This is a genomic window from Magnetospira sp. QH-2 (genome assembly GCF_000968135.1).
Lineage (GTDB): Bacteria > Pseudomonadota > Alphaproteobacteria > Rhodospirillales > Magnetospiraceae > Magnetospira.
Map to the genome: position 1 here is coordinate 1453856 of NZ_FO538765.1, position 18054 is coordinate 1471909.

The following is an 18054-nucleotide window of genomic DNA, read 5'->3' on the forward strand; positions in this document are numbered from 1 at the left end:
ACCGCTTTGTCCCCCATGGCTCCCGCTAACATACTTCTTCTTTGGACCGATCTCAGGCGTCCGGTTGGCCTCGCACCAACGGTCGAACCTCCATGATGGGAGTCCAACCGCTTTCCTTTTCCCGACAGGCAACGCCGAACAACGTTTCCCGCCTGCCATCAACGTCTAATTGCTCGCGGAACTCCCGGCAATAGCGATCCTTCTTATCCTTGTAAGTACGGACCGGCGAGATGGTGCCCCGGTTGCCGGAGTCCGGATTATACCATTCCCCGGATTGCCCACTGACCATGGTTTCAAGAATTTGCAATCGGGCCTGCTCTCGAAGCCTGGCGTCCTGGTGTTCCAAGGCGGCCAAGCGGGCAGCCATGCTCTCGTCTCGCAGATCGGCGGCATACCATCCAGAGCCAAGGCCGACAAACAACAGCAAAGCCATGGCGGCCACCGCGGAAGGTATCCGCCAGTTGTCGTTGGCGGAACGCAGGGCTGGAGGGGTCCCGGTGGGCATGATGGGCGCGGCATGAGGTTGCTCGAGAGCCACGAGCAGACGATCAGGAACGGCTTCGTGCAGAGGGTCGTTCATTGCCGCTTGCAACATGGAGGCCGATTCGCGTAGCGCCCTTACCATTTGCCGGGCTTCCGGATCGGTGGCCAGGGCGGCTTCCACTTCACGGATCGTGTTGGAATCCAGTTCGCCATCCACATAGGCGACAAGAAGTGAATCATCCAATTTCATGAAAAAGTACCCTTCTCCATTGTGGCCGTTGGCCTGGCGGGGGAGAGCAGATCCCGGGCCAACGCCGTCCGGGCGCGGGCCAGGCGGCTCATCACCGTGCCCATGGGGATGCCCAGGGTATCGGAGGCCTCGCGGTAGGATTGCCCTTCTACCGTGGTCAGCAGCAGAACCGCCCGTTGATCCTCCGGCAGGGTCATGATCCGCTCGCGCACCTGGTTGAGGGTCATATGCACCTCCGTGGCGTCCCAGGCGCTGACTTGGCCGGTCAGTGCCGGAGCTGCTTTTTCGCGATGGATTTGACGAACTTTTTCCTTGCGAATGCCATCAATGTGTATGGTTTGAATCATGCGATACATCCAACTGTCCAAGCGTGTTCCCTGGCGCCATTGATCGGCCTTGACGATCGCCCGTTCGCAGGCAGCCTGCACCAGGTCGTCCGCCGCATCCGGCGTTCCCGCGAGGCCCCGGGCAAAGCGGCGCAGGCGGGGCAGCAAAGCCACCATTTCCCGTCGCATGCCCGAGTCCAACTGTCCCCTCCCTGGTCTATCCTTCATGAGCACAACGTCTCACGAGCGGGACTATTCCATCAAGGATCGGTTTTTTTATTTGGTCGGGAATAGTTGCGCCGGGAGGGTCGTTGTCTGCGGGTAAGGATCGGTTCACGACGAGAGCAAGGGGCCATGCAGCCAAACCACCCAGATAGCCAGACAGAGGTAGGGGCCGAAGGCAATACGCCGATCGGGTGCCTTTTTGCGGTCGAGCATCGCTCCCGCCAGCCCCGCCACCGCCGCGAGCAGCAAAACGCTCGGCAGCCCTTGCGGCCCGACCCAGCATCCGGCGGCAGCGAACAGCATGATATCCCCGCCCCCCAGGCCGTCGCGGTGGCGGATATACCGATACAGTCGGGCCATGCCCCACAACAGCCCCAGGCCAATCAGGGCGGCGATGGCGTGATGGAGCCAGGGACCATCCACCACCAGGGCAATGGTGCACAGGCCGAGCACGCCCAGGGGAATCGTCAATCCATGGGGCAAGCGCCGGATGTGTCCATCGATGATTGCCAAGGCCAGCAGGATCTGGCTCAACGCCAGGCTGGCCAAGAATACCAAGCCATCGGTCACCATCCAGGCCCACAGCACCAAAGGCGGCGTGGCCAGGAAGTGGACAATATAAGGCTTCGGAAATCTCATGGCGGGCAGTGTATCACGGAGCGAGAGCGATGAATCGGATCATCCGCTCCGACGACCTGCTTGATCTCCTGGCGGCCGATGGACTGGTCAGCCGCGAGGATGGCGACCGAGCCGCTCGTTTGGCGCGGGAGACCGGACGAGGCCTGCGTCGTGCCTTGGCGGATCTGGCGGTAATTTCCGACGACGATTGGGCGCGCGTCGTTGCCACGGAGGGCAGCCTGCCAATACTCGGCGAAAACGAATACCCGGCCTTGCCGATCGACCTGCCCCCCCTGTCGGACCGGTTCCTGAGCGATGTCCTGGTTTTGCCTCTTTGGATGGAGGGCGAAATTCTTGTGCTGGCCATGGCCGATCCCCGTGACGAGGATGCCCGCGCCGCGCTGGAAGCAGTGACCGGGTTCGAATGCCGCCCCATGGTCGGCCTCGCCCGTGACATAGAGGCCGCCATCCAGCGTCTTTATGGCGAAGGCCGCACCCTTGTGGAGGACATTCTCGGCGGTGCTCCCTCTCCCGCAGACACCGTGGAAGATGGGGAAGTGGCGCGACTGATGAATATGGCCAGCGAGGCGCCGGTGGTGCGGCTGGTCAATCTTCTGCTGTCCCGGGCCCAGGAGGCGCATGCCTCGGATGTGCATATCGAACCCTATGACCGACGACTGAGCATCCGTTTCCGGGTCGACGGCGTTTTGCACGAGGTGGAAACCCTGGCGCCGAATATGGCGGCGGCGGTGGTGTCGCGGATCAAGATCATGGCTGACCTGGACATCGCCGAGCGGCGGTTGCCCCAAGACGGGCGAACCCGGGTGAAAGTCAACGGACGGCCATTGGATCTCCGGGTCTCGGTGCTGCCGACCCTGCATGGGGAAAGCGTGGTTCTGCGCCTGTTGGAACGGGATGGCATGGCACTGGATTTCGATGCCTTGGGGTTTTCGGAAGCGGATCGCGACCGGTTGCTTACCTGCCTGACATCCCGGCAGGGCCTATGTCTGGTCACCGGTCCCACCGGCAGCGGCAAGACCACCACTCTCTATGCCGCGCTCAGCTATCTGAACCAGCCCGACAGCAAGCTGATCTCCATCGAGGACCCGGTGGAATATCGCATTGGCGGGGTGACCCAGGTGCAAGCCAACCCGCGTATCGGTCTGAATTTCGCTCAGGTGCTGCGGACCGTGGTGCGGCAGGATCCGGACGTGATAATGGTTGGCGAGACCCGCGACCGGGAGACGGCGGAAATTGCCGTGCAATCGTCGCTGACCGGGCACCTGGTGCTGTCGACCCTGCACACCAACGACGCGCCATCGGCGGTGGCGCGGTTGCTGGACATGGGCACCGAGCCGTATTTGCTGACCGCCACGCTCACCGTCGTGGTGGGACAGCGGCTGATGCGCAAGCTCTGTCCCCACTGCCGGGAGTCATACGCGCTCGATGCGGTGGACCGTGAATTCTGGGGCGGACGGCGGGAGCTGTATCGATCCAATGGCTGCGATAAATGCGGCGGCACCGGCTATGCCGGTCGGGTGGCGGTGACCGAGGTCATGGCCCTGGACGACGATCTGCGGCGGTTGGTGCTGACCGGTGCCGATACGGCGGCTTTACGGGACATGGCTCAAGCCAAGGGCATGACCACCCTGGCGGAGAACGGACGGGCCAAGGTGTTGGCCGGGATCAGTTCGGTGGCCGAGTTCCATCGTGCCGTGCGGAGTCGCTGACATGCCGACCTTTAGTTACCGAGCCTGGACCGCCGACGGCGGCCAAGTGCGGGGTACCTTGGAGGCGCCGGATAGGAAAGCCGCCTTGGCCGCCCTTGAGGCGCGCGGAGAGAGTCCGGTCCGTCTCGGTCAAAAAGGGCATCCGGGGAAACGGACTGGCGGCACAGGCTTGCGCGATGCCTTTGTCCGCGACATGGCTCGGCTGGTTGGGGCCGGAGTCCCGGTGGAGCGGGCCTTGGCCTTCATGGAAAAGAACGGGGTCGAAAAAGGGCTGCGGCCCCTGGCCGGGCGTTTGCGTCAGAAGTTGCATGGCGGACGCCCCTTGTCCGAAGCCCTGGCGGAGGCCGGCGCTCCCTTTGATCGCATGACCGTCGGCTTGATCCGCGCCGGCGAGGCAAGCGGCGCCTTGGACCGGGTGCTGGCCGATCTGGACAATACTCTGCGGCAGCGGCGGGATACCCAAGGCCAGCTATTGACCGCCTTGATCTACCCGGCGCTATTGGCCGTGGTTTCGGTGGTGTCGGTGGGATTGCTGATGGTCTTCGTGGTGCCGCAGTTTCAAACCTTGTTCCGAGGCGCCGAGGCGGAGCTGCCAGCCTTGACCCGGGCTGTCTTCGCGACCTCCGAGTTCCTGCGCGAGCAGGCCAGAGTCCTCTTGGGTGGGCTCATGATTGCGCTGGTGGGCGCCTTGGCCGCGGGGCGAACGCCGCGCCTGCGACAGAAACTTGACCGCTGGCTGCTGGCCCTGCCGCTGGCTGGAGCGCTGGTCCGCGATCAAATCAGCGCCCGGGTGCTGGGCACCATGTCGATCCTGTTGGAGCACGGCCTGACCCTGCCCGAAGCCCTCGCCATCGTGCGCCGGGGACAGATCAATCGTGCCTTCGAGGCGGCCCTGGCGCGGGCGGAAGCCGACATCGGCGCCGGGCAGCGCCTGGCAGACAGCCTGGGTCGTTCGGGGTTGTTGTCGCCCTTGGCTCTCGAAGCCATCCGCACCGGCGAGGAAAGCGGCACCTTGATCAAACTCACCGCTGAAACGGCACGGGTACTGGAACGCGATGCCCTGCAATCCGCCAAGCGGGTGGTGGCACTGATCGAGCCGGTTTTGATTCTCGGTGCCGGCATCGGCATGGGCTGTGTGATCGTGGCGGTGCTGTTGGCGGTGCTGTCTTTGAATGAATTGGCTATTTGATGGGGATGGATGATGCGCAAACTAGAGACACGAAAAAAGACCCGCTTGAATGACGACGGGTTCACCTTGATGGAATTACTGGTGGTCCTGGTCATTCTCGGCCTTTTGGCCGGGTTGGCAGGGCCCCGGGTGTTGAACTACCTAGCCTCGGCCAAGTCCGATACGGCAGCGGTTCAGATCGCCCGGCTGTCCTCGGCGGTGGATCTGTTCCTTCTCGACGTGGGCCGTCCCCCCAATGGGGAGGAGGGGTTGCAGGCATTGGTCAAACAACCCGCTGGTCTGGGGCGTTGGAACGGCCCCTACCTGGCCAAGGCAGCTCTACCCGCCGATCCCTGGGGCAATGCCTACCGCTATCGCCTGGAGGAGGGGGGGCGCTATGTCATCGTCAGTCTGGGAGCCGACAATGCCGAAGGCGGCGAGGACGAGAACCGCGATATTGCCAACTGACTCGGGCTTCACGCTGCTCGAAATGCTGGTGGTACTGGCTCTGACCGCGCTGGTCGCCGGGCTGGCCGGGCCTGCCATGGTTTCGCGTGGCACCGATCGGTCTCCGGACCAGGTGGCGGCCTCCCTGGCCGCGACCCTGCGCCTGGCCCGGAGCGAAGCCCTGCGCGGCGGGCAGACCATGGATGTAGTTTTTAATCCATCAGATAAAAATTGGGCCCTGGAGAATGGCCGGAACAAAGGTGTCCTGCCCGACTCCCAGACCTTTCGCCTGATTGTACCCGAAGAATGGAACCGCATCCGCTTCCATCCCGATGGCTCGTCCAGCGGCGGGGAAATCAAAATCTTCTCCGCCCGCGACCGGGCCGTCATCCAGGTGGATTGGCTGACCGGTCGGGTGCGGCTGCAAGACCAGCCTGCCGCCAGCGGAGAATTCGATAGCGTCGGTTCCCCGAGGCCGGAAGCCACACCACCGCCTCGCGGCTGAATCGGGTTCCGGTGGGGTCTTCCACGGTGGCCGTGACCGACCAGACACGACCTTGCCGCGCGTCCCGCCAGCGCCCTGGAATAGCCGCCGATTCAAGGGCTTCGGCGAGAGCCGGCGCGGCCCGTTCGGCGACCACGCCTCGCGCCCCCGAATGGACGGTGGCCAGGGGAGTCAGGCGACCAATCAACAGATCATTGTAACCCGGAATGCGATCCAGTTCCGACAGGTCGAGCAGCGGTCCGTTGCGCGGGGCGTGAGATAATCCCAGGTGCCGATAGTCCTCGGTCTCCAGGCCGTTTAGGCGGCGCAGATCGTCCGCATCGCGATAGTCCGCCAATCGCTGCGCCAACGACAGGGCGCGGCCCGGGGATAGATCCAGGGTCTCCAGGACAAAAGCAATCAGGTCCACCGGCGCGGCGTTCAAATCCACCCGTCCGGCCAAATCTTCCAAGGAAACCCGCAGGTGGTCGTCGGCGAATACCAGATTTTGCCGGTGTCCGGCTTCACCGGCGAGGAGGACGGCAATGGCACGGTGAACGCCACCATCGGCAATGCTCCGGATCCGGGCCTGCTGCCATTCGTTGGCGCCTGCGGTCATTTCCAGCCGCGTGGTCTGGGAAAAACCCAGGGCCGACAGAGAGAGCAGCGCCATCATCCAGACCACCGTCACCAACGCATATCCGTCATCATGTTTCATTTGAGGGTTTCTCCGGCCAATCGGCACAAGGCGCCATCGGGAGGCGGGCGGCGCAGGCAGGCCGCGTCGGCATCGGTGCCCGGCGTGACGATGATTTCCGGCCAACCATCGGCCCACAGGCGCACTTGACGCGGCAACCGGGTTGAGGAAGGCCATTGGGGTTGCCAACCTTCGGCGCCAAGGTAGGCAAAGCGCGCACCAACAACGGAGAGGGCTAATTGGGACTTCTGGAGGCCTTTCTCGACCCAGATCTCTTCCCCGGTCAGGCGGAATCCCCAATCATTGACTTCCAGGGCGTTGGGCGTACCGGAAAAAGCGAATGTCAGTCCCTTGTCGCCCGGTATCACCTCCGGCGCGGTTTCGGTCACCATCCGCCGCAGCACCCGATGCACGGCGCGCAGATCCGCATCCCGATCCAGGACCATCCGGCCCTTCTCCCAGGCCCGGGCGCCAAAGTGCAGGCTCCCTGACAGCAAGGTCATGATTAATGCCAATACGCTCAGGCTGACCAGCATTTCCATCAAGGTGAATCCGGTATCGGCGCGTATCATGGCGTGATCTCGTTTCGCAGGCGGTGGGTCACCCTTTCCACCCGACCGGTTCGGTTGCCCGCCCGCCAGTCAACCTGAACGACGATGCGGAATAGGTCCTCGTAGCCCGGTTCCTCGGTTACCTGGATGGCCCAGCCTTCGCCTTGTATCCTCTCTTCGCTCAACGACCATGCGCTGTCGACGGTGGCAATCAGGGATTCCGCCTGGATATGGGCTCGGGTATGGGCGTCTTGTGCCGTTGTCATGCTCACGCCCGAGGCATAGGCCTCGTAGATTAAGCCAAGGGTAAGACCGACGATAGCCAGTGAAACCAGCACTTCGAGCAATGAGAAGCCATCGTCGGTGTATCGGGGATTCTTTTTTTTCCGCCCAGGAAAAATATAAAAAATCATAAATTTCAACACGTTATCAATTCCGCCGTCCTGTTTGTCGGGAGCATTCATGAAAACAACGTGCGAGAGGAGCGGAATAAGCCCGAGAGATGTTCCGTTGTGGGGGTGTTGAGGTTCACATCCGGGGGGAGGCGGCCACGCGCTGATGCTTCCTACTCGTCCAAACGAAGGGAGACCAACTCTTGCAACGCATCCATCAACCTTGGCCCATATCATGGCGAAAAAATGCCACTCTGGCAGCCCTGCTCATGGGAACGGCCCTTAGCGGGTTCTCCGCTTTCGCCGGAGACGGCGAGGTCCAAATCGGTAAATCGATCTGGAAGGCCTCCGACGAGAAGCTGATCGTGCGCGGCGAAGTAGAAGGTTCGCGCACGGAAATTCGGGTGTTCAATCCGGACTCCGGGGAGACCCTGGGCGAAGTGCGATCCAATCGCAAAGGTAAATGGCTCCTGCGGCTCGGCGATCTTTCGGGGAGCCAGGTACCCTGCCGCGTGCAGGCAGCCGGTCCCGAGGATCAAAGTGAAATCCGCAAGGTCGAGAAGGCTCCCGAGACCTGTGACGACGGCAGCGTCGGCGACGGAGATGATACCGGAAATGGGGGCGGCGACATGACCAGCGGCACCTATGCTCTGGTGGCCGCCAACGATCTGGGTATGCATTGCGCCGACCTGGACTACCGGGTGTTCAGCATCCTGCCGCCGTTCAACGTGGTCCATGCGCAGGTGATCGAGAAAGGCGGGCCGGGCAACAAGCCGCGGATTCTCACCGATGCGGAAATGGACGTGGTCTATTCTGCCACATCGAATCCCAATGACCCGGCGGGCGCGGGATCGATCACTGCCTCGAGCCGAAATATCAACAGTTTCAGATCCAATTACTGGCAGCAGTTCCTAGACACGACCCAGGGCGGCACCTCAATCACCCGAACCATCGGTGGCGCCGCCTATGGCACCTTGTATCCCAACGTCCTGGCCGCCGACCCCAACAGCACCGGCCTATGCGACCCGGGAACCGGAGCCTGCGAGAGTGCCTTGTCGCTGTTCGAGCCCATGCTTGACGAGGTGGGGCTGCCAGTGCCCGACGCCAACCATCTCCATCCGGAATCGGGTAGTCCCGCTCTGGTGGTGGGGCAGCAGGCCATGCCGGGGATCGGCAATACGCCCCAGCATTTCGACCGGTTCGACAAGGATTTGGCATTTTTCGTTGACTTCCCGTTTGGCAAGCGGGTGCGCGACGTCAACTGGTTTGCCGCCGACGGCATCCCCATCTTGCCGGTGGATGATGGCGGCCAGGTCAATTCCTATCCGCTGATGCAGGTGGCGGCCCTGGCCAAGGGCGGCGACGGCACCCCGGTGGCCAGCCTTGACGTGGTGCTGCCAGTGGCCTCCGAAGCCGATTGCCAGAACTGCCATGTGGACCCCATCGACTGTGCCGACCCGAGCCTGCCACAGAACGTACAAAGCACCGTCTGTAACGGCGTCGCGGTATCCCTGGACGGCCCGACAGCGGCCAGCGGCAAGACCTTCGAGGTGATGAGCATGGAGGACGCCCCGGGCGAGACACCGGAGCAGCGACTGCTCAACGCCGCCAAGACCAATATCCTGCGCCTGCACGACGTCAAGCACGGCACGCGCTACGTTACCTTCGCCGATGCCCAGGGCACCCTGGCCTCAGCCGTCTGCGACGATCCGGATAGCCCCAACTGCCTGCAAAACCGCACGCCCGTGCAATGCAGCCAGTGCCACTATTCCCCGGCCCTTGATCTGGCCCAGGTGGGCCCGGTGGATGAGCCGCAACAAGGCGACAACGGGCGCCAGCAGACCAAGCACATTTCCATGTCGCGGGCCATGCATGGCCATCATGGGGCTTTGGACGTGACCAATCCGGTCACCGGCGGGCCGTTGTTTCCGGCTATGCCGCAAGCCGGTCCGGGCCGTGATTTCGAGACCGCCGAGGCGGTGTTGCAAGAGACCTGCTACCAGTGTCACCCGGGTAAGCGGACCCAGTGCCTGCGCGGAGCCATGTTCTCGGGCGGCGTGGTCTGCCAGGACTGCCACGGCGACATGGCGCAGGTGGGCGACGACTTCACCCATGCCTTCCCCGATGGCGGCGGGGCTGACCTGAGTAAGCGCGTGCCTTGGGCCAGCGAACCGGCCTGCGGCTCCTGCCATACCGGCGACGCCATGGACAACATGGCCGACGAGCCGACTGTGGTCGCCGCTGCAGACGGGATCCGCTTGGCCCAGGCCTTCCGCACGGACGATCCGGCGGCCATGCCCATCAAAGCGATCAACGGGGTTTTCGCCGAGAACGAGAGCCTGTATCGGCTCAGCAAGGGACACGGCGGAGTAATGTGCGAGGGCTGCCACGGCTCGACCCACGCCATCTGGCCCAATGCCAATCCCAACGCCAACGACAATCTGGCCGCCAAGCAGTTGCAGGGCCATTCCGGTACCCTGATCGACTGCAAGGCCTGTCACGGCGAGGGGGCGTTCGAATTAGCCCAGTTCATGCCGGCTAACTTCGACGCCAACGGCGCCATGAAGGGACCGCACGGCATGCATCCCGTCAACGATCCCCTGTGGACCGACAAGCATGAGGAGGTCTATGAGAAAGCCAAGGATAGCTGCAAGGCCTGTCACGGCACCGATCTAAACGGCACGGTATTATCGGCCATGTCGGTGACCCGGACTTTCCGGGTGGAGGACAAAACCGTCACCCTTGATAAGGGTGACAAGGTAGGCTGCACGGCCTGCCACGAGAAGCCATGACCAGGACGGTCACATCAAGCACCATCCGGGCGGGGGTCCTCCGGGCCCTCGCATGGTGGAGGCACGGCTTGCAACAAGCCGTGCCTTTAGTCTTGCTCGATCGGGAAGATGAAGCGCCATTGCGGTTTGATGCCAATGGTCGCCCGCTGTTCGATACCAACGACAAGGCATGGGCCACCATCACTATCGAAGGCCTGCGTCCGGTGCGACGCCGTGTTGTCTATCCCCTGGCGGCCGTGGGGGATCTTCGTGCCATGGTCGGTCATCGTATCGCGGAACTGACCCCCTTTGCCGCCGAGGTCGCCTTGTTCGACGTTCAGGTGGTCGAGTGTCATGCCGAGAGCGGCAAGGTGACCGCCGACGTGGTCGCCGTTGACCGTAGGCGTGTTCAACCGGCGCTTGACCAGGCCCGAGATATGAAAATCAGAGTGAAGGCCCTGCATCTGGATGGCCGGGTATTGCGGCTGGCGCGGGAATGGCGGCCCCGCATCGGTATCCTGACTCCGACCGCTGCCCTGGTACTCGTAAACCTGCTGTTGATTGGTGCCGCCATCGCCCTGCCCCTTACTCAAAAGCAATTGCGGATCGAACGTCTGGAATCGCGCCTGGCTGATCTGCGCCTCGTGGCCAAGGAGACTCTTGCTCTATCGACCCGGCTGGACGAGCGCAAGGCCGCCGCGGGATATGTCACCCGATTCCGCCGCGCCACCGCCAATCCGGCGCGGGCGCTCGACGAATTGTCCCGCGTTCTGCCCGATCACACCTGGGCGACCGGCCTGACCCTGAAGGACGGTGAACTGTCGGTGACCGGCCAGTCGGGGCATGCCGCCGCATTGATCGCTCAGGTGGAGGACTCATCATTGTTCCACCAGACCCGCTTCACGTCGCCTGTAACCTTGGCCCGGGACGGCGAGCGAGAACGCTTTTCATTGATGACCACCTGGGCCGGGAAAAAGAGATGATCAAGCAATTGCACGGACCATCGGGAGCGGTTCTTCTCGGGATACTGATGATCGCCTTGGCAGGGTTCGGAGTCTCTCGAGGTCTGAGCGCCTGGCATACGGATCTGGACCGCAAAATAAGCCATCTGGAAACGTCCGTGGCCAAGGTCGCCGCCGTGGCGGATCGGCGGGATGGGTTGCGGCGGGACCTCGCCGAACTGAAACAGGGCCAACAGAATCACTCCCTGTTACCCGGCGCCGGGGCCGATCTGGCAGCGGCGGCTTTGCAGGACCTTGTACGCCAGCGGTTGAAAGACAGCCCGGCGACCCTGGAAAGCCTGCAAGTGCTCCCCGCCGGTCCGGTGGAAAATTTCCAGCGTATTACCTTGCGCCTGCGGTTGACCGCCCCAGTCGAGGCTCTGCCATTGTTGTTGCAACAACTTCAGTTCGGGCAGCCAGTGGTGACCATTCTATCCCTGAACGCCCGGATCAGCCATGACAAGCTGCGCGTCAGCCTCGATCTGGCCGGTTTCCGCCAGGGGGCAAGGGCATGAGTCTCAATCCCCTTGGAAGGAGCTTGTTGAACGGGGGCTTGGTTGTATCGGCATTGGTGGTCGGCGGATGGCTGCTACAAGGATTTCCCGACAAGCCATTGATGTCGCCATCACCGCAATCTCACGCCGTTACCTTTAAGACGCTGCCTGAACTTTCGCCCGAGGCACGGATTTCCGTGAACGAGGCCCTGGCCCGCCCCCTGTTTCGCCCGTCTCGCCGTCCGTCCGAAGTGGCCCTGAAACAGGAACAGGAATCGCGGCCCGCTGTGCGGTTGATGGGTATCCTTGCCCTGCCCGGCAAACAACTGGCACTGATGACCGGCGCGGACGGGGGAAAGCTCCAGCGCCTGTCCTTGGGCGACGCCATAGAAGGCTGGCAGTTGATCGCGGTGGCGGAGCGTTCCGTGATCCTGAGACAGAAGGATCGCGAGACACGGGTGCGCTTGCATGAGGCCAGGCTCGAAAATACGGCGAGGCAGGGAGTCGCCACGGGCGAATCTGCAGATCCGAGCCATCGGTCGCCGCAGCGACCGGCACCGGCCAAACGGCGGACGCGGACTTTTCCCGCCGCCGATTTATCCATGGTCCTGGGCATGAACCGCCCGGAATCGGGACGAGGGGAACGACCATGATATCCAAGACCACACTCACCGCCATGGGCCTGATTCTCGGCCTGTCGGGATGCGCCGACCTGGCTGCCTTGATGGACCGACCGGGGCGGGTGTTGCGCGCCGAACGCCCCGTTTCCACTTTCATGACCAGCCGTCGGGAGACTCCCACCCCGACAGGGACGGAAGCGCCATCGACCGATCGGTCGTCGTCGGCGATAGAAGCACCCGCACCGACCGCCGCCCCCGTGCCGGTGGTTGAACGGGGTACGGGCCAATTCGCCGGGGCACCCTCCCCTAGGTCTATTGCGACAGCAAAACCCGCCGAACAGGTCAGCTTGGCCTTCGAGGACATGCCCCTTGACGAAGTGGTACGCGCTATTCTCGGAGATGCCTTGGACGCCAATTACGTGATCGATCCGTCCGTGTCCGGTTCGGTTACCCTGGAAACCGACATCGCCGACAATGAACAGGCCCTGTTGCATCTTCTGGAACGCATCCTGGCCATGCACAAGGCGACCCTGGTCGATGACGGGGATTTGTACCGCATCCTGCCCGCCGGGGCAGCGGTCCGGTCAGTGCCGTCTCAAGGTGGGGCGGACCTTGCCGCCGGTGAGGTCGTGCGGGTGGTGCCCCTACGCCATGTTTCGGCCTCGCGCATGGCCAAGCTGCTTGATCCGTTCACCGAGGACAAGAACAGGGTGCGGGCCGACGACGACCGCAATCTGGTTATCCTCAGCGGCCCCAGTGGCGAGGTCGGACGGTTGATGGAAACCCTGCGCATCTTCGACGTGGATTGGCTGGCCGGGCGGTCGGTGGCGCTCTATCCCCTGACCCATGTGGGGGCCAAGGGCCTGGTGCCGGAACTGCAAACCGTGTTCGGCGGCGAAGGCGGGCCGCTGGCCGGAATGCTGCGTTTCGAGCCCATCACCCGGCTCAATGCCATTCTGGTGGTCGCCAACCAGCCCCACCACCTGGACCGGGCCGCCGAGTGGATCCACCGGCTCGACAAAGGCTCCAGAGCCGGTCGCGACCTGTTCGTCCATCCGTTGGAGAACGGCAAGGCCACCGAGATGGCGTCCATCCTGTCGGAGGTCTTTGCGGCGGAAAAAGGTGGCGCGGGCTCGAACGGCGGCGTGAGCCTGGCCTCGGCGACCGACGGTCCGGACCCCACTTCCCTGCCGATCAGGACTTCGGATGACATCCGCATCATCGCCGACGAAGGCAACAACGCTCTTCTCGTATTGGCCTCGGCGGAGGACTACAAGATGGTCGAGGCGGCGATCAACAAGCTCGACCGGGTGCCCGTGCAGGTGCTGGTGGAGGCAACCATCGCCGAGGTCACCCTGACTAACGAGTTGCGTTACGGCGTGCAATGGTATTTCACCCATGGCACCGGGCTGAAAGGCACAAGGGGAAATGGCATTTTCAGCACCGGTACCTCTTCGACGTTGGCCAGCACTTTCCCCGGTTTTTCCTATGTGCTCTCCAATGCCATGGGCCAGACCCGCATGGTGGTCGATGCCCTGGACGACGTGACGGACGTGGACATCATTTCCTCGCCGCACCTGATGATCCGCAACAATCAGACCGCCGAATTGCAGGTCGGCGACGAAGTCCCGGTGACCATCCAGCAGCAGCAATCCACCTCGGGCGAGGCCAATCTGGTCAACACCATCCAGTACCGCAATACCGGGGTCATCCTGCGGGTCACTCCACGGGTCAATGCCAACGGCTCCATTAGCATGGACGTGGAGCAGGAAATGAGCACCGTGCCCAGCACCTCGGCCAGCAGCCTGACCCCGACCATCTCGCAACGGCGGATCAAGAGTTCCATCGTTATCCAATCGGGGGAAACCGTGGTCCTCGGCGGCTTGATCTCGGATGAGGAAACCCAGGCAAAGTCCGGCGTGCCGGTGCTTTCGGACCTACCCTTGGTGGGCTCGCTGTTCGGCAGCAACTCGCACGCTCTGGACCGTACCGAGTTATTGATCTTCATCCACCCTCGGGTGGTGCGCGATCCCGGCGAGGCCCGGCGGCTGACCCAGGAGGTTCGGAGCCGGGTCAATCGGCTCAAAGAGTTGGGCCGATAGCGAGGGGGGGGGAGAGGAGCGACCCTTGACCGTAGCCCCGCTACGCCCTGCGCGCCACTCCTGCCCCTAAGAGTGGGATTCAAGAGTATTCCTTTGATCTTGAGGGCGTATATTTCCGCTCTGGCGGCGTCAAGACCTCCGAACGGGGCGCCGCCCCGTGTCGTCGGCCTTTCCTGGCCAGATCAAAAATCTACTGCCTTGATATCTAAAGGATACTTTTAAATCCGCCTCTTAGGCAAAATGATTCGGTCACAATGGGTCATATGAAACGCGAAAGACTTTAGATCCGGGCGGCGCTAAACGATCCCCCGCATTGGGAATATGCGTCCACCTCGGACCACCTCAGTTTAACGCCCAAAGGCATGTGAGTAGGTGGTTAGATGATTGCTTTTGGCAATATCTTATTGAACTTGAGGAGATTTGGTGGAGCCGAGGGGAATCGAACCCCTGACCTTCGCATTGCGAACGCGACGCTCTCCCATCTGAGCTACGGCCCCACGAGGTGCGGGATAATGGTTCGGCTGCGGCGGCCTGTCAAGCAAAAGGGCAGCCTTTTCGACCCCTTGCGCGGGGGCGGTGCCGGAGGTAGGCTGTGCGCCGTTTCGATGGGAGCAAAAGAGCATGGGAGTTATCCTCCAACCGCTGATCGGCGTGATCATGATCGCCATCAATCTTTATATCTATGTGCTGATCGCCAGCGTGATCCTGAGCTGGCTGGTCGCTTTCAACGTGGTCAATACGTCCAACCAGTTCGTCCATACCATCGGTACCTTTCTGTATAAGGCGACGGATCCGCCTTTAAGAGCCATTCGGCGCTATGTACCCGACCTGGGTGGCATTGATATTTCGCCGATCATCTTGATCTTGGCGCTGTATCTGGTTCAAGGCATTCTTCAACAATTGGCAATGCGTATGTGACGGGAACGCCTGTGAGCGGGCCCTTCACACCGGTCTCGAATGGGTTGCGGGTGGCGGTGCGTCTGACGCCGAAGGCGTCGCGCAATGGGATCGAAGGGCTGGCGCCGGACGCCAACGGGGATCTCTGGCTCAAGGTCTCGGTGACGGCGGTGCCGGAAAAGAACAAGGCCAATGGGGCGTTGCTTAAGCTTCTGGCCAAGGCTTGGCGCTGTCGCAAGTCGGATTTGAGCATCGTCGCGGGGGCCACCGACCGCTACAAAACCATACTTATCGCCGGTGATCCCGCAACATTGACGGGGCAACTGGAGCAATGGATGAAAGAGGGGGGCTCATGATGGCCGAGGCACAAATCATCGACGGCAAACAGTTTTCCGCCGACCTGCGGGCCCGTATCGGCGCCGAGGTGACGCGGCTGAAGGACGAACATGGTCTCAAGCCCGGCTTGGCGGTGGTGCTGGTGGGCGAAGACCCGGCCAGCCAGGTCTATGTGCGCAACAAGGGGCTTCAGACCCTCGAGGCGGGTATGGAGTCCTTCGAATTCAAGCGGGATGCCGACATCAGTCAAGACGACCTGCTGACCCTGATCGCCGGGCTTAATGCTCGCGAAGACGTGCATGGGATATTGGTGCAATTGCCGTTGCCCGACCATATCGACTCGCACGCGGTCCTTGATGCCATCGAACCGGCCAAGGATGTGGATGGCTTCCATGTGATCAATACCGGGCGCTTGGCCACCGGTATGGACAGCCTCGTGCCCTGCACCCCGGCGGGTTGCCTGATGATGCTCAAGGATGTGCTGGGCGATAATCTGTCGGGCCAGCGGGCTCTGGTGCTCGGGCGTTCCAATATCGTCGGCAAGCCCATGGCACAGTTGCTGCTGGCCGAAAGCTGCACGGTGACCATCGCCCATAGCCGCACCCGCGATCTGGCCGAGGAATGCCGCCGCGCCGATATCCTGGTGGCCGCCGTGGGGCGCCCGAAGATGGTTCCCGGCGACTGGATCAAGCCCGGGGCGACGGTCATCGACGTGGGGATCAACCGCATCGACGCGCCGGAAAAGGGCGAGGGCAAGACCCGGCTGGTTGGTGATGTGGATTTCGATGAAGCGGTCAAGGTTGCCGGGGCTATTACGCCGGTGCCCGGCGGCGTCGGTCCCATGACCATCGCCTGTTTACTGCGTAATACGGTCATTGCCGCCTGCCGTCAGGCGGGACTGGATGATCCGGAGATCTGAGCCCCGTGAAGTCCGCCATCGCTCTTCGCCATGTGACTTTCGAGGATCTGGACCTGCTCGGGCCATTGCTCACCGAGCAGGGCTTCGCGGTGAGTTATATGGATGCCTGGCAGGCGCCGCTGCTTGACCCCTTGGCCGCCGACCTGCTGGTGGTGCTGGGTGGGCCCATTGGGGTGTACGAGGAAGATCACTATCCCTACCTCGGCGATGAATTGAAGCTGATCGAGGCGCGCCTGAAGGCCAACAGGCCGGTGCTAGGCATCTGTCTCGGCTGCCAACTGATGGCCCGGGCCCTGGGTTCCCGGGTCTATGCCTCGGGGCTGAAGGAGATCGGCTGGGCGCCCATTGAGCTGAACGAAGAAGGCAGGCATTCCGTGCTGGCCCCGCTGGGCGAGGGGTCGGCTCACGTTCTGCATTGGCATGGCGATACGTTTGACCTGCCCGAAGGAGCGCGGCACCTGGCCCGCTCCGCGCGGATCGAAAACCAGGCCTTTTCCTGGGGGGATCATGCCCTGGCACTACAGTTTCATGTGGAGGCCACGGCCTTGGGGCTGGAACGCTGGTACGTGGGGCATGCCCTGGAGATCGCCACTACCGAGGGCATTGATCCCAATGGTCTGCGCGCCGATGCCGCCGCTCACGGTCCCCGATGCAATGCCCGGGGGGAGCGGTTCATGAGGGATTGGCTTGATTCCCTGGATCTGGACTGAGTGTCATGTGTGAACTCTTTGCCATGTCCAGTTCCCATCCCGCGACGGTGACTCTGTCGTTGACCGAACTGGCGCGCCATGGGGGGCTGACCGGCCCGCACAAGGACGGTTTTGGCATCGCCTATTATGAAGAGGGTGACGCGCGGGTCATCCGCGATGTGGGGGCGGCCTATGACAGCCCCTGGATCCGGTTCGTCGCCGATACCCAATTGCAATCGGATTTGGTCATCAGTCATATCCGCAAGGCCACCCATGGCGATGTGACCCTGCGCAATACCCATCCATTTCGCCGTGAATTGGGCGGGCATCTGCATATCTTTGCCCACAACGGTGATTTGCTGGATCTGGAAAAATACTTTCCCCTGACCGGCAAGCGATTCCGGCCTATCGGAGAAAGCGATTCCGAGCATGCTTTCTGTTTGCTCCTGGAAGCGCTGGCGCCCCTGTGGGATACGGGCGTGCCGAGCCTGGAGGCCCGCCTGGAGGTTGTCACCGCCTTTGCCGCCAGACTGCGGGATCTGGGGTCGGCCAATTTTCTCTATGCCGACGGGCAGGTGCTGTTCGCCCATGGCCACAAGCGCACCCAGGTGGAAGGGCAAGACCCCCGGCCGCCGGGATTGCAGGTACTCTGCCGCCACTGCACCCGTCAACGCGGTCAGGATGATAAGGCGGTGGACGGTGTCACCATCGGTGGTGGGCGGCAGGACGTGGTGCTGCTGGCCAGTGTGCCGCTCAGCGATGAAAGCTGGCGTCCTTTGGTGGGGGGCGAAGTGTTGGCCGTGACCAAGGGGCGGATCGCGGCGCGGCGCACCGTTGATTGACGGATTGCAGGG

The 18054-nt window shown here is 62.6% G+C and carries 20 protein-coding genes and 1 tRNA gene; 14 read left to right on the forward strand and 7 right to left on the reverse strand.

What is annotated here, in order from left to right; genetic code table 11:
• Positions 1-52: 52 nt before the first annotated feature.
• From MGMAQ_RS19450 to MGMAQ_RS06810, 3 genes are all read right to left on the reverse strand, one after another.
• The gene (locus MGMAQ_RS19450) at positions 53-733 is read right to left on the reverse strand and encodes an RT0821/Lpp0805 family surface protein (protein WP_052716198.1); all 681 of its coding nucleotides are present in this window, start codon (positions 731-733) and stop codon (positions 53-55) included.
• Positions 730-1248, reverse strand: a complete 519-nt coding sequence (locus MGMAQ_RS06805; RefSeq protein ID WP_065814680.1) for a sigma-70 family RNA polymerase sigma factor — start codon at positions 1246-1248, stop codon at positions 730-732. The genes MGMAQ_RS19450 and MGMAQ_RS06805 overlap by 4 nt, the downstream gene beginning before the upstream one ends.
• A 144-nt stretch (positions 1249-1392) precedes the next feature.
• On the reverse strand, positions 1393-1923 hold the full coding sequence (locus MGMAQ_RS06810) for an A24 family peptidase (RefSeq protein WP_052716199.1): 531 nt from the start codon (positions 1921-1923) through the stop codon (positions 1393-1395).
• A gap of 29 nt (positions 1924-1952) precedes the next feature.
• Between MGMAQ_RS06810 and MGMAQ_RS06815 the strand changes: the two genes are divergently transcribed.
• From MGMAQ_RS06815 to MGMAQ_RS20340, 4 genes are read left to right on the forward strand one after another with little or no spacing between them, the layout of a single operon-like run.
• Positions 1953-3632: a GspE/PulE family protein gene (locus MGMAQ_RS06815; RefSeq protein ID WP_046020952.1), complete on the forward strand. Its 1680-nt coding sequence runs from the start codon at positions 1953-1955 to the stop codon at positions 3630-3632.
• A gap of 1 nt (position 3633) precedes the next feature.
• A complete protein-coding gene (locus MGMAQ_RS06820; protein WP_046020953.1) occupies positions 3634-4821 on the forward strand; it encodes a type II secretion system F family protein in 1188 nt (395 codons plus the stop codon).
• 9 nt (positions 4822-4830) lie between these two features.
• Positions 4831-5268, forward strand: a complete 438-nt coding sequence (gene gspG / locus MGMAQ_RS06825; RefSeq protein ID WP_198409169.1) for a type II secretion system major pseudopilin GspG — start codon at positions 4831-4833, stop codon at positions 5266-5268.
• Positions 5258-5752: a GspH/FimT family pseudopilin gene (locus MGMAQ_RS20340; RefSeq protein WP_158498802.1), complete on the forward strand. Its 495-nt coding sequence runs from the start codon at positions 5258-5260 to the stop codon at positions 5750-5752. Before gspG ends, MGMAQ_RS20340 begins: the two co-directional genes overlap by 11 nt.
• Here MGMAQ_RS20340 and MGMAQ_RS06830 read toward each other — a convergent pair.
• The 3 genes from MGMAQ_RS06830 to MGMAQ_RS21010 are packed head-to-tail and all read right to left on the reverse strand — an operon-like array spanning position 5634 to position 7392.
• Positions 5634-6449, reverse strand: coding sequence for a general secretion pathway protein GspK (locus MGMAQ_RS06830; RefSeq protein ID WP_046020955.1), 816 nt, complete (start codon positions 6447-6449; stop codon positions 5634-5636). The genes MGMAQ_RS20340 and MGMAQ_RS06830 overlap by 119 nt on opposite strands.
• A complete protein-coding gene (locus MGMAQ_RS06835) occupies positions 6446-7000 on the reverse strand; it encodes a type II secretion system protein J (RefSeq protein WP_046020956.1) in 555 nt (184 codons plus the stop codon). Before MGMAQ_RS06835 ends, MGMAQ_RS06830 begins: the two co-directional genes overlap by 4 nt.
• Positions 6997-7392, reverse strand: a complete 396-nt coding sequence (locus MGMAQ_RS21010) for a type II secretion system protein J (RefSeq protein ID WP_158498803.1) — start codon at positions 7390-7392, stop codon at positions 6997-6999. Before MGMAQ_RS21010 ends, MGMAQ_RS06835 begins: the two co-directional genes overlap by 4 nt.
• Positions 7393-7574: 182 nt before the next feature.
• Here MGMAQ_RS21010 and MGMAQ_RS06845 point away from each other — a divergent pair, with 182 nt between their 5' ends.
• The 5 genes from MGMAQ_RS06845 to gspD all read left to right on the forward strand — a co-directional run bounded on the left by MGMAQ_RS06845 (position 7575) and on the right by gspD (position 14359).
• Positions 7575-10163, forward strand: coding sequence for a hypothetical protein (locus MGMAQ_RS06845; RefSeq protein ID WP_198409170.1), 2589 nt, complete (start codon positions 7575-7577; stop codon positions 10161-10163).
• Between the two features lie 68 nt (positions 10164-10231).
• Positions 10232-11125, forward strand: a complete 894-nt coding sequence (locus tag MGMAQ_RS06850; RefSeq protein ID WP_046020957.1) for a PilN domain-containing protein — start codon at positions 10232-10234, stop codon at positions 11123-11125.
• Positions 11122-11658, forward strand: coding sequence for a type II secretion system protein GspM (gspM, locus tag MGMAQ_RS06855; RefSeq protein WP_046020958.1), 537 nt, complete (start codon positions 11122-11124; stop codon positions 11656-11658). Before MGMAQ_RS06850 ends, gspM begins: the two co-directional genes overlap by 4 nt.
• Positions 11655-12290 (forward strand): hypothetical protein, encoded by a 636-nt coding sequence (locus MGMAQ_RS06860; protein ID WP_046020959.1) that lies wholly within the window; start codon positions 11655-11657, stop codon positions 12288-12290. Before gspM ends, MGMAQ_RS06860 begins: the two co-directional genes overlap by 4 nt.
• Positions 12287-14359, forward strand: a complete 2073-nt coding sequence (gene gspD, locus MGMAQ_RS06865) for a type II secretion system secretin GspD (protein WP_052716201.1) — start codon at positions 12287-12289, stop codon at positions 14357-14359. Before MGMAQ_RS06860 ends, gspD begins: the two co-directional genes overlap by 4 nt.
• A 421-nt stretch (positions 14360-14780) precedes the next feature.
• Here gspD and MGMAQ_RS06870 read toward each other — a convergent pair.
• A tRNA-Ala gene (locus MGMAQ_RS06870) sits at positions 14781-14856 on the reverse strand.
• Positions 14857-14980: 124 nt separating this feature from the next.
• Between MGMAQ_RS06870 and MGMAQ_RS06875 the strand changes: the two genes are divergently transcribed.
• The 5 genes from MGMAQ_RS06875 to MGMAQ_RS06895 are packed head-to-tail and all read left to right on the forward strand — an operon-like array spanning position 14981 to position 18042.
• The gene (locus MGMAQ_RS06875) at positions 14981-15277 is read left to right on the forward strand and encodes a YggT family protein (protein WP_046020960.1); all 297 of its coding nucleotides are present in this window, start codon (positions 14981-14983) and stop codon (positions 15275-15277) included.
• Between the two features lie 11 nt (positions 15278-15288).
• Complete coding sequence (locus MGMAQ_RS06880; protein ID WP_252508691.1) at positions 15289-15612, forward strand: DUF167 family protein; 324 nt, start codon at positions 15289-15291, stop codon at positions 15610-15612.
• A complete protein-coding gene (gene folD / locus MGMAQ_RS06885; RefSeq protein ID WP_046023058.1) occupies positions 15612-16511 on the forward strand; it encodes a bifunctional methylenetetrahydrofolate dehydrogenase/methenyltetrahydrofolate cyclohydrolase FolD in 900 nt (299 codons plus the stop codon). The genes MGMAQ_RS06880 and folD overlap by 1 nt, the downstream gene beginning before the upstream one ends.
• Positions 16512-16516: 5 nt before the next feature.
• Positions 16517-17221, forward strand: coding sequence for a glutamine amidotransferase (locus MGMAQ_RS06890; protein ID WP_046020962.1), 705 nt, complete (start codon positions 16517-16519; stop codon positions 17219-17221).
• 5 nt (positions 17222-17226) lie between these two features.
• Positions 17227-18042 carry a class II glutamine amidotransferase gene (locus tag MGMAQ_RS06895; protein WP_046020963.1) on the forward strand — a complete coding sequence of 272 codons (816 nt, stop codon included), beginning with the start codon at positions 17227-17229 and terminating at the stop codon, positions 18040-18042.
• Positions 18043-18054: the final 12 nt, after the last annotated feature.

What these genes read in the sequence shown, in the direction of transcription:
- gspG (WP_198409169.1), top strand. Translation starts at nt 4,831, where the DNA reads ATGATGCGCAAACTAGAGACACGAAAAAAGACCCGCTTGAATGACGAC.
- MGMAQ_RS06835 (WP_046020956.1), bottom strand. Translation starts at nt 7,000, where the DNA reads ATGATACGCGCCGATACCGGATTCACCTTGATGGAAATGCTGGTCAGC.
- MGMAQ_RS06830 (WP_046020955.1), bottom strand. Translation starts at nt 6,449, where the DNA reads ATGAAACATGATGACGGATATGCGTTGGTGACGGTGGTCTGGATGATG.
- MGMAQ_RS06815 (WP_046020952.1), top strand. Translation starts at nt 1,953, where the DNA reads ATGAATCGGATCATCCGCTCCGACGACCTGCTTGATCTCCTGGCGGCC.
- MGMAQ_RS06810 (WP_052716199.1), bottom strand. Translation starts at nt 1,923, where the DNA reads ATGAGATTTCCGAAGCCTTATATTGTCCACTTCCTGGCCACGCCGCCT.
- gspD (WP_052716201.1), top strand. Translation starts at nt 12,287, where the DNA reads ATGATATCCAAGACCACACTCACCGCCATGGGCCTGATTCTCGGCCTG.
- MGMAQ_RS06875 (WP_046020960.1), top strand. Translation starts at nt 14,981, where the DNA reads ATGGGAGTTATCCTCCAACCGCTGATCGGCGTGATCATGATCGCCATC.
- MGMAQ_RS06820 (WP_046020953.1), top strand. Translation starts at nt 3,634, where the DNA reads ATGCCGACCTTTAGTTACCGAGCCTGGACCGCCGACGGCGGCCAAGTG.
- MGMAQ_RS21010 (WP_158498803.1), bottom strand. Translation starts at nt 7,392, where the DNA reads ATGATTTTTTATATTTTTCCTGGGCGGAAAAAAAAGAATCCCCGATAC.
- MGMAQ_RS06895 (WP_046020963.1), top strand. Translation starts at nt 17,227, where the DNA reads ATGTGTGAACTCTTTGCCATGTCCAGTTCCCATCCCGCGACGGTGACT.
- MGMAQ_RS19450 (WP_052716198.1), bottom strand. Translation starts at nt 733, where the DNA reads ATGAAATTGGATGATTCACTTCTTGTCGCCTATGTGGATGGCGAACTG.
- MGMAQ_RS06860 (WP_046020959.1), top strand. Translation starts at nt 11,655, where the DNA reads ATGAGTCTCAATCCCCTTGGAAGGAGCTTGTTGAACGGGGGCTTGGTT.
- folD (WP_046023058.1), top strand. Translation starts at nt 15,612, where the DNA reads ATGGCCGAGGCACAAATCATCGACGGCAAACAGTTTTCCGCCGACCTG.
- MGMAQ_RS06805 (WP_065814680.1), bottom strand. Translation starts at nt 1,248, where the DNA reads ATGCGACGGGAAATGGTGGCTTTGCTGCCCCGCCTGCGCCGCTTTGCC.
- gspM (WP_046020958.1), top strand. Translation starts at nt 11,122, where the DNA reads ATGATCAAGCAATTGCACGGACCATCGGGAGCGGTTCTTCTCGGGATA.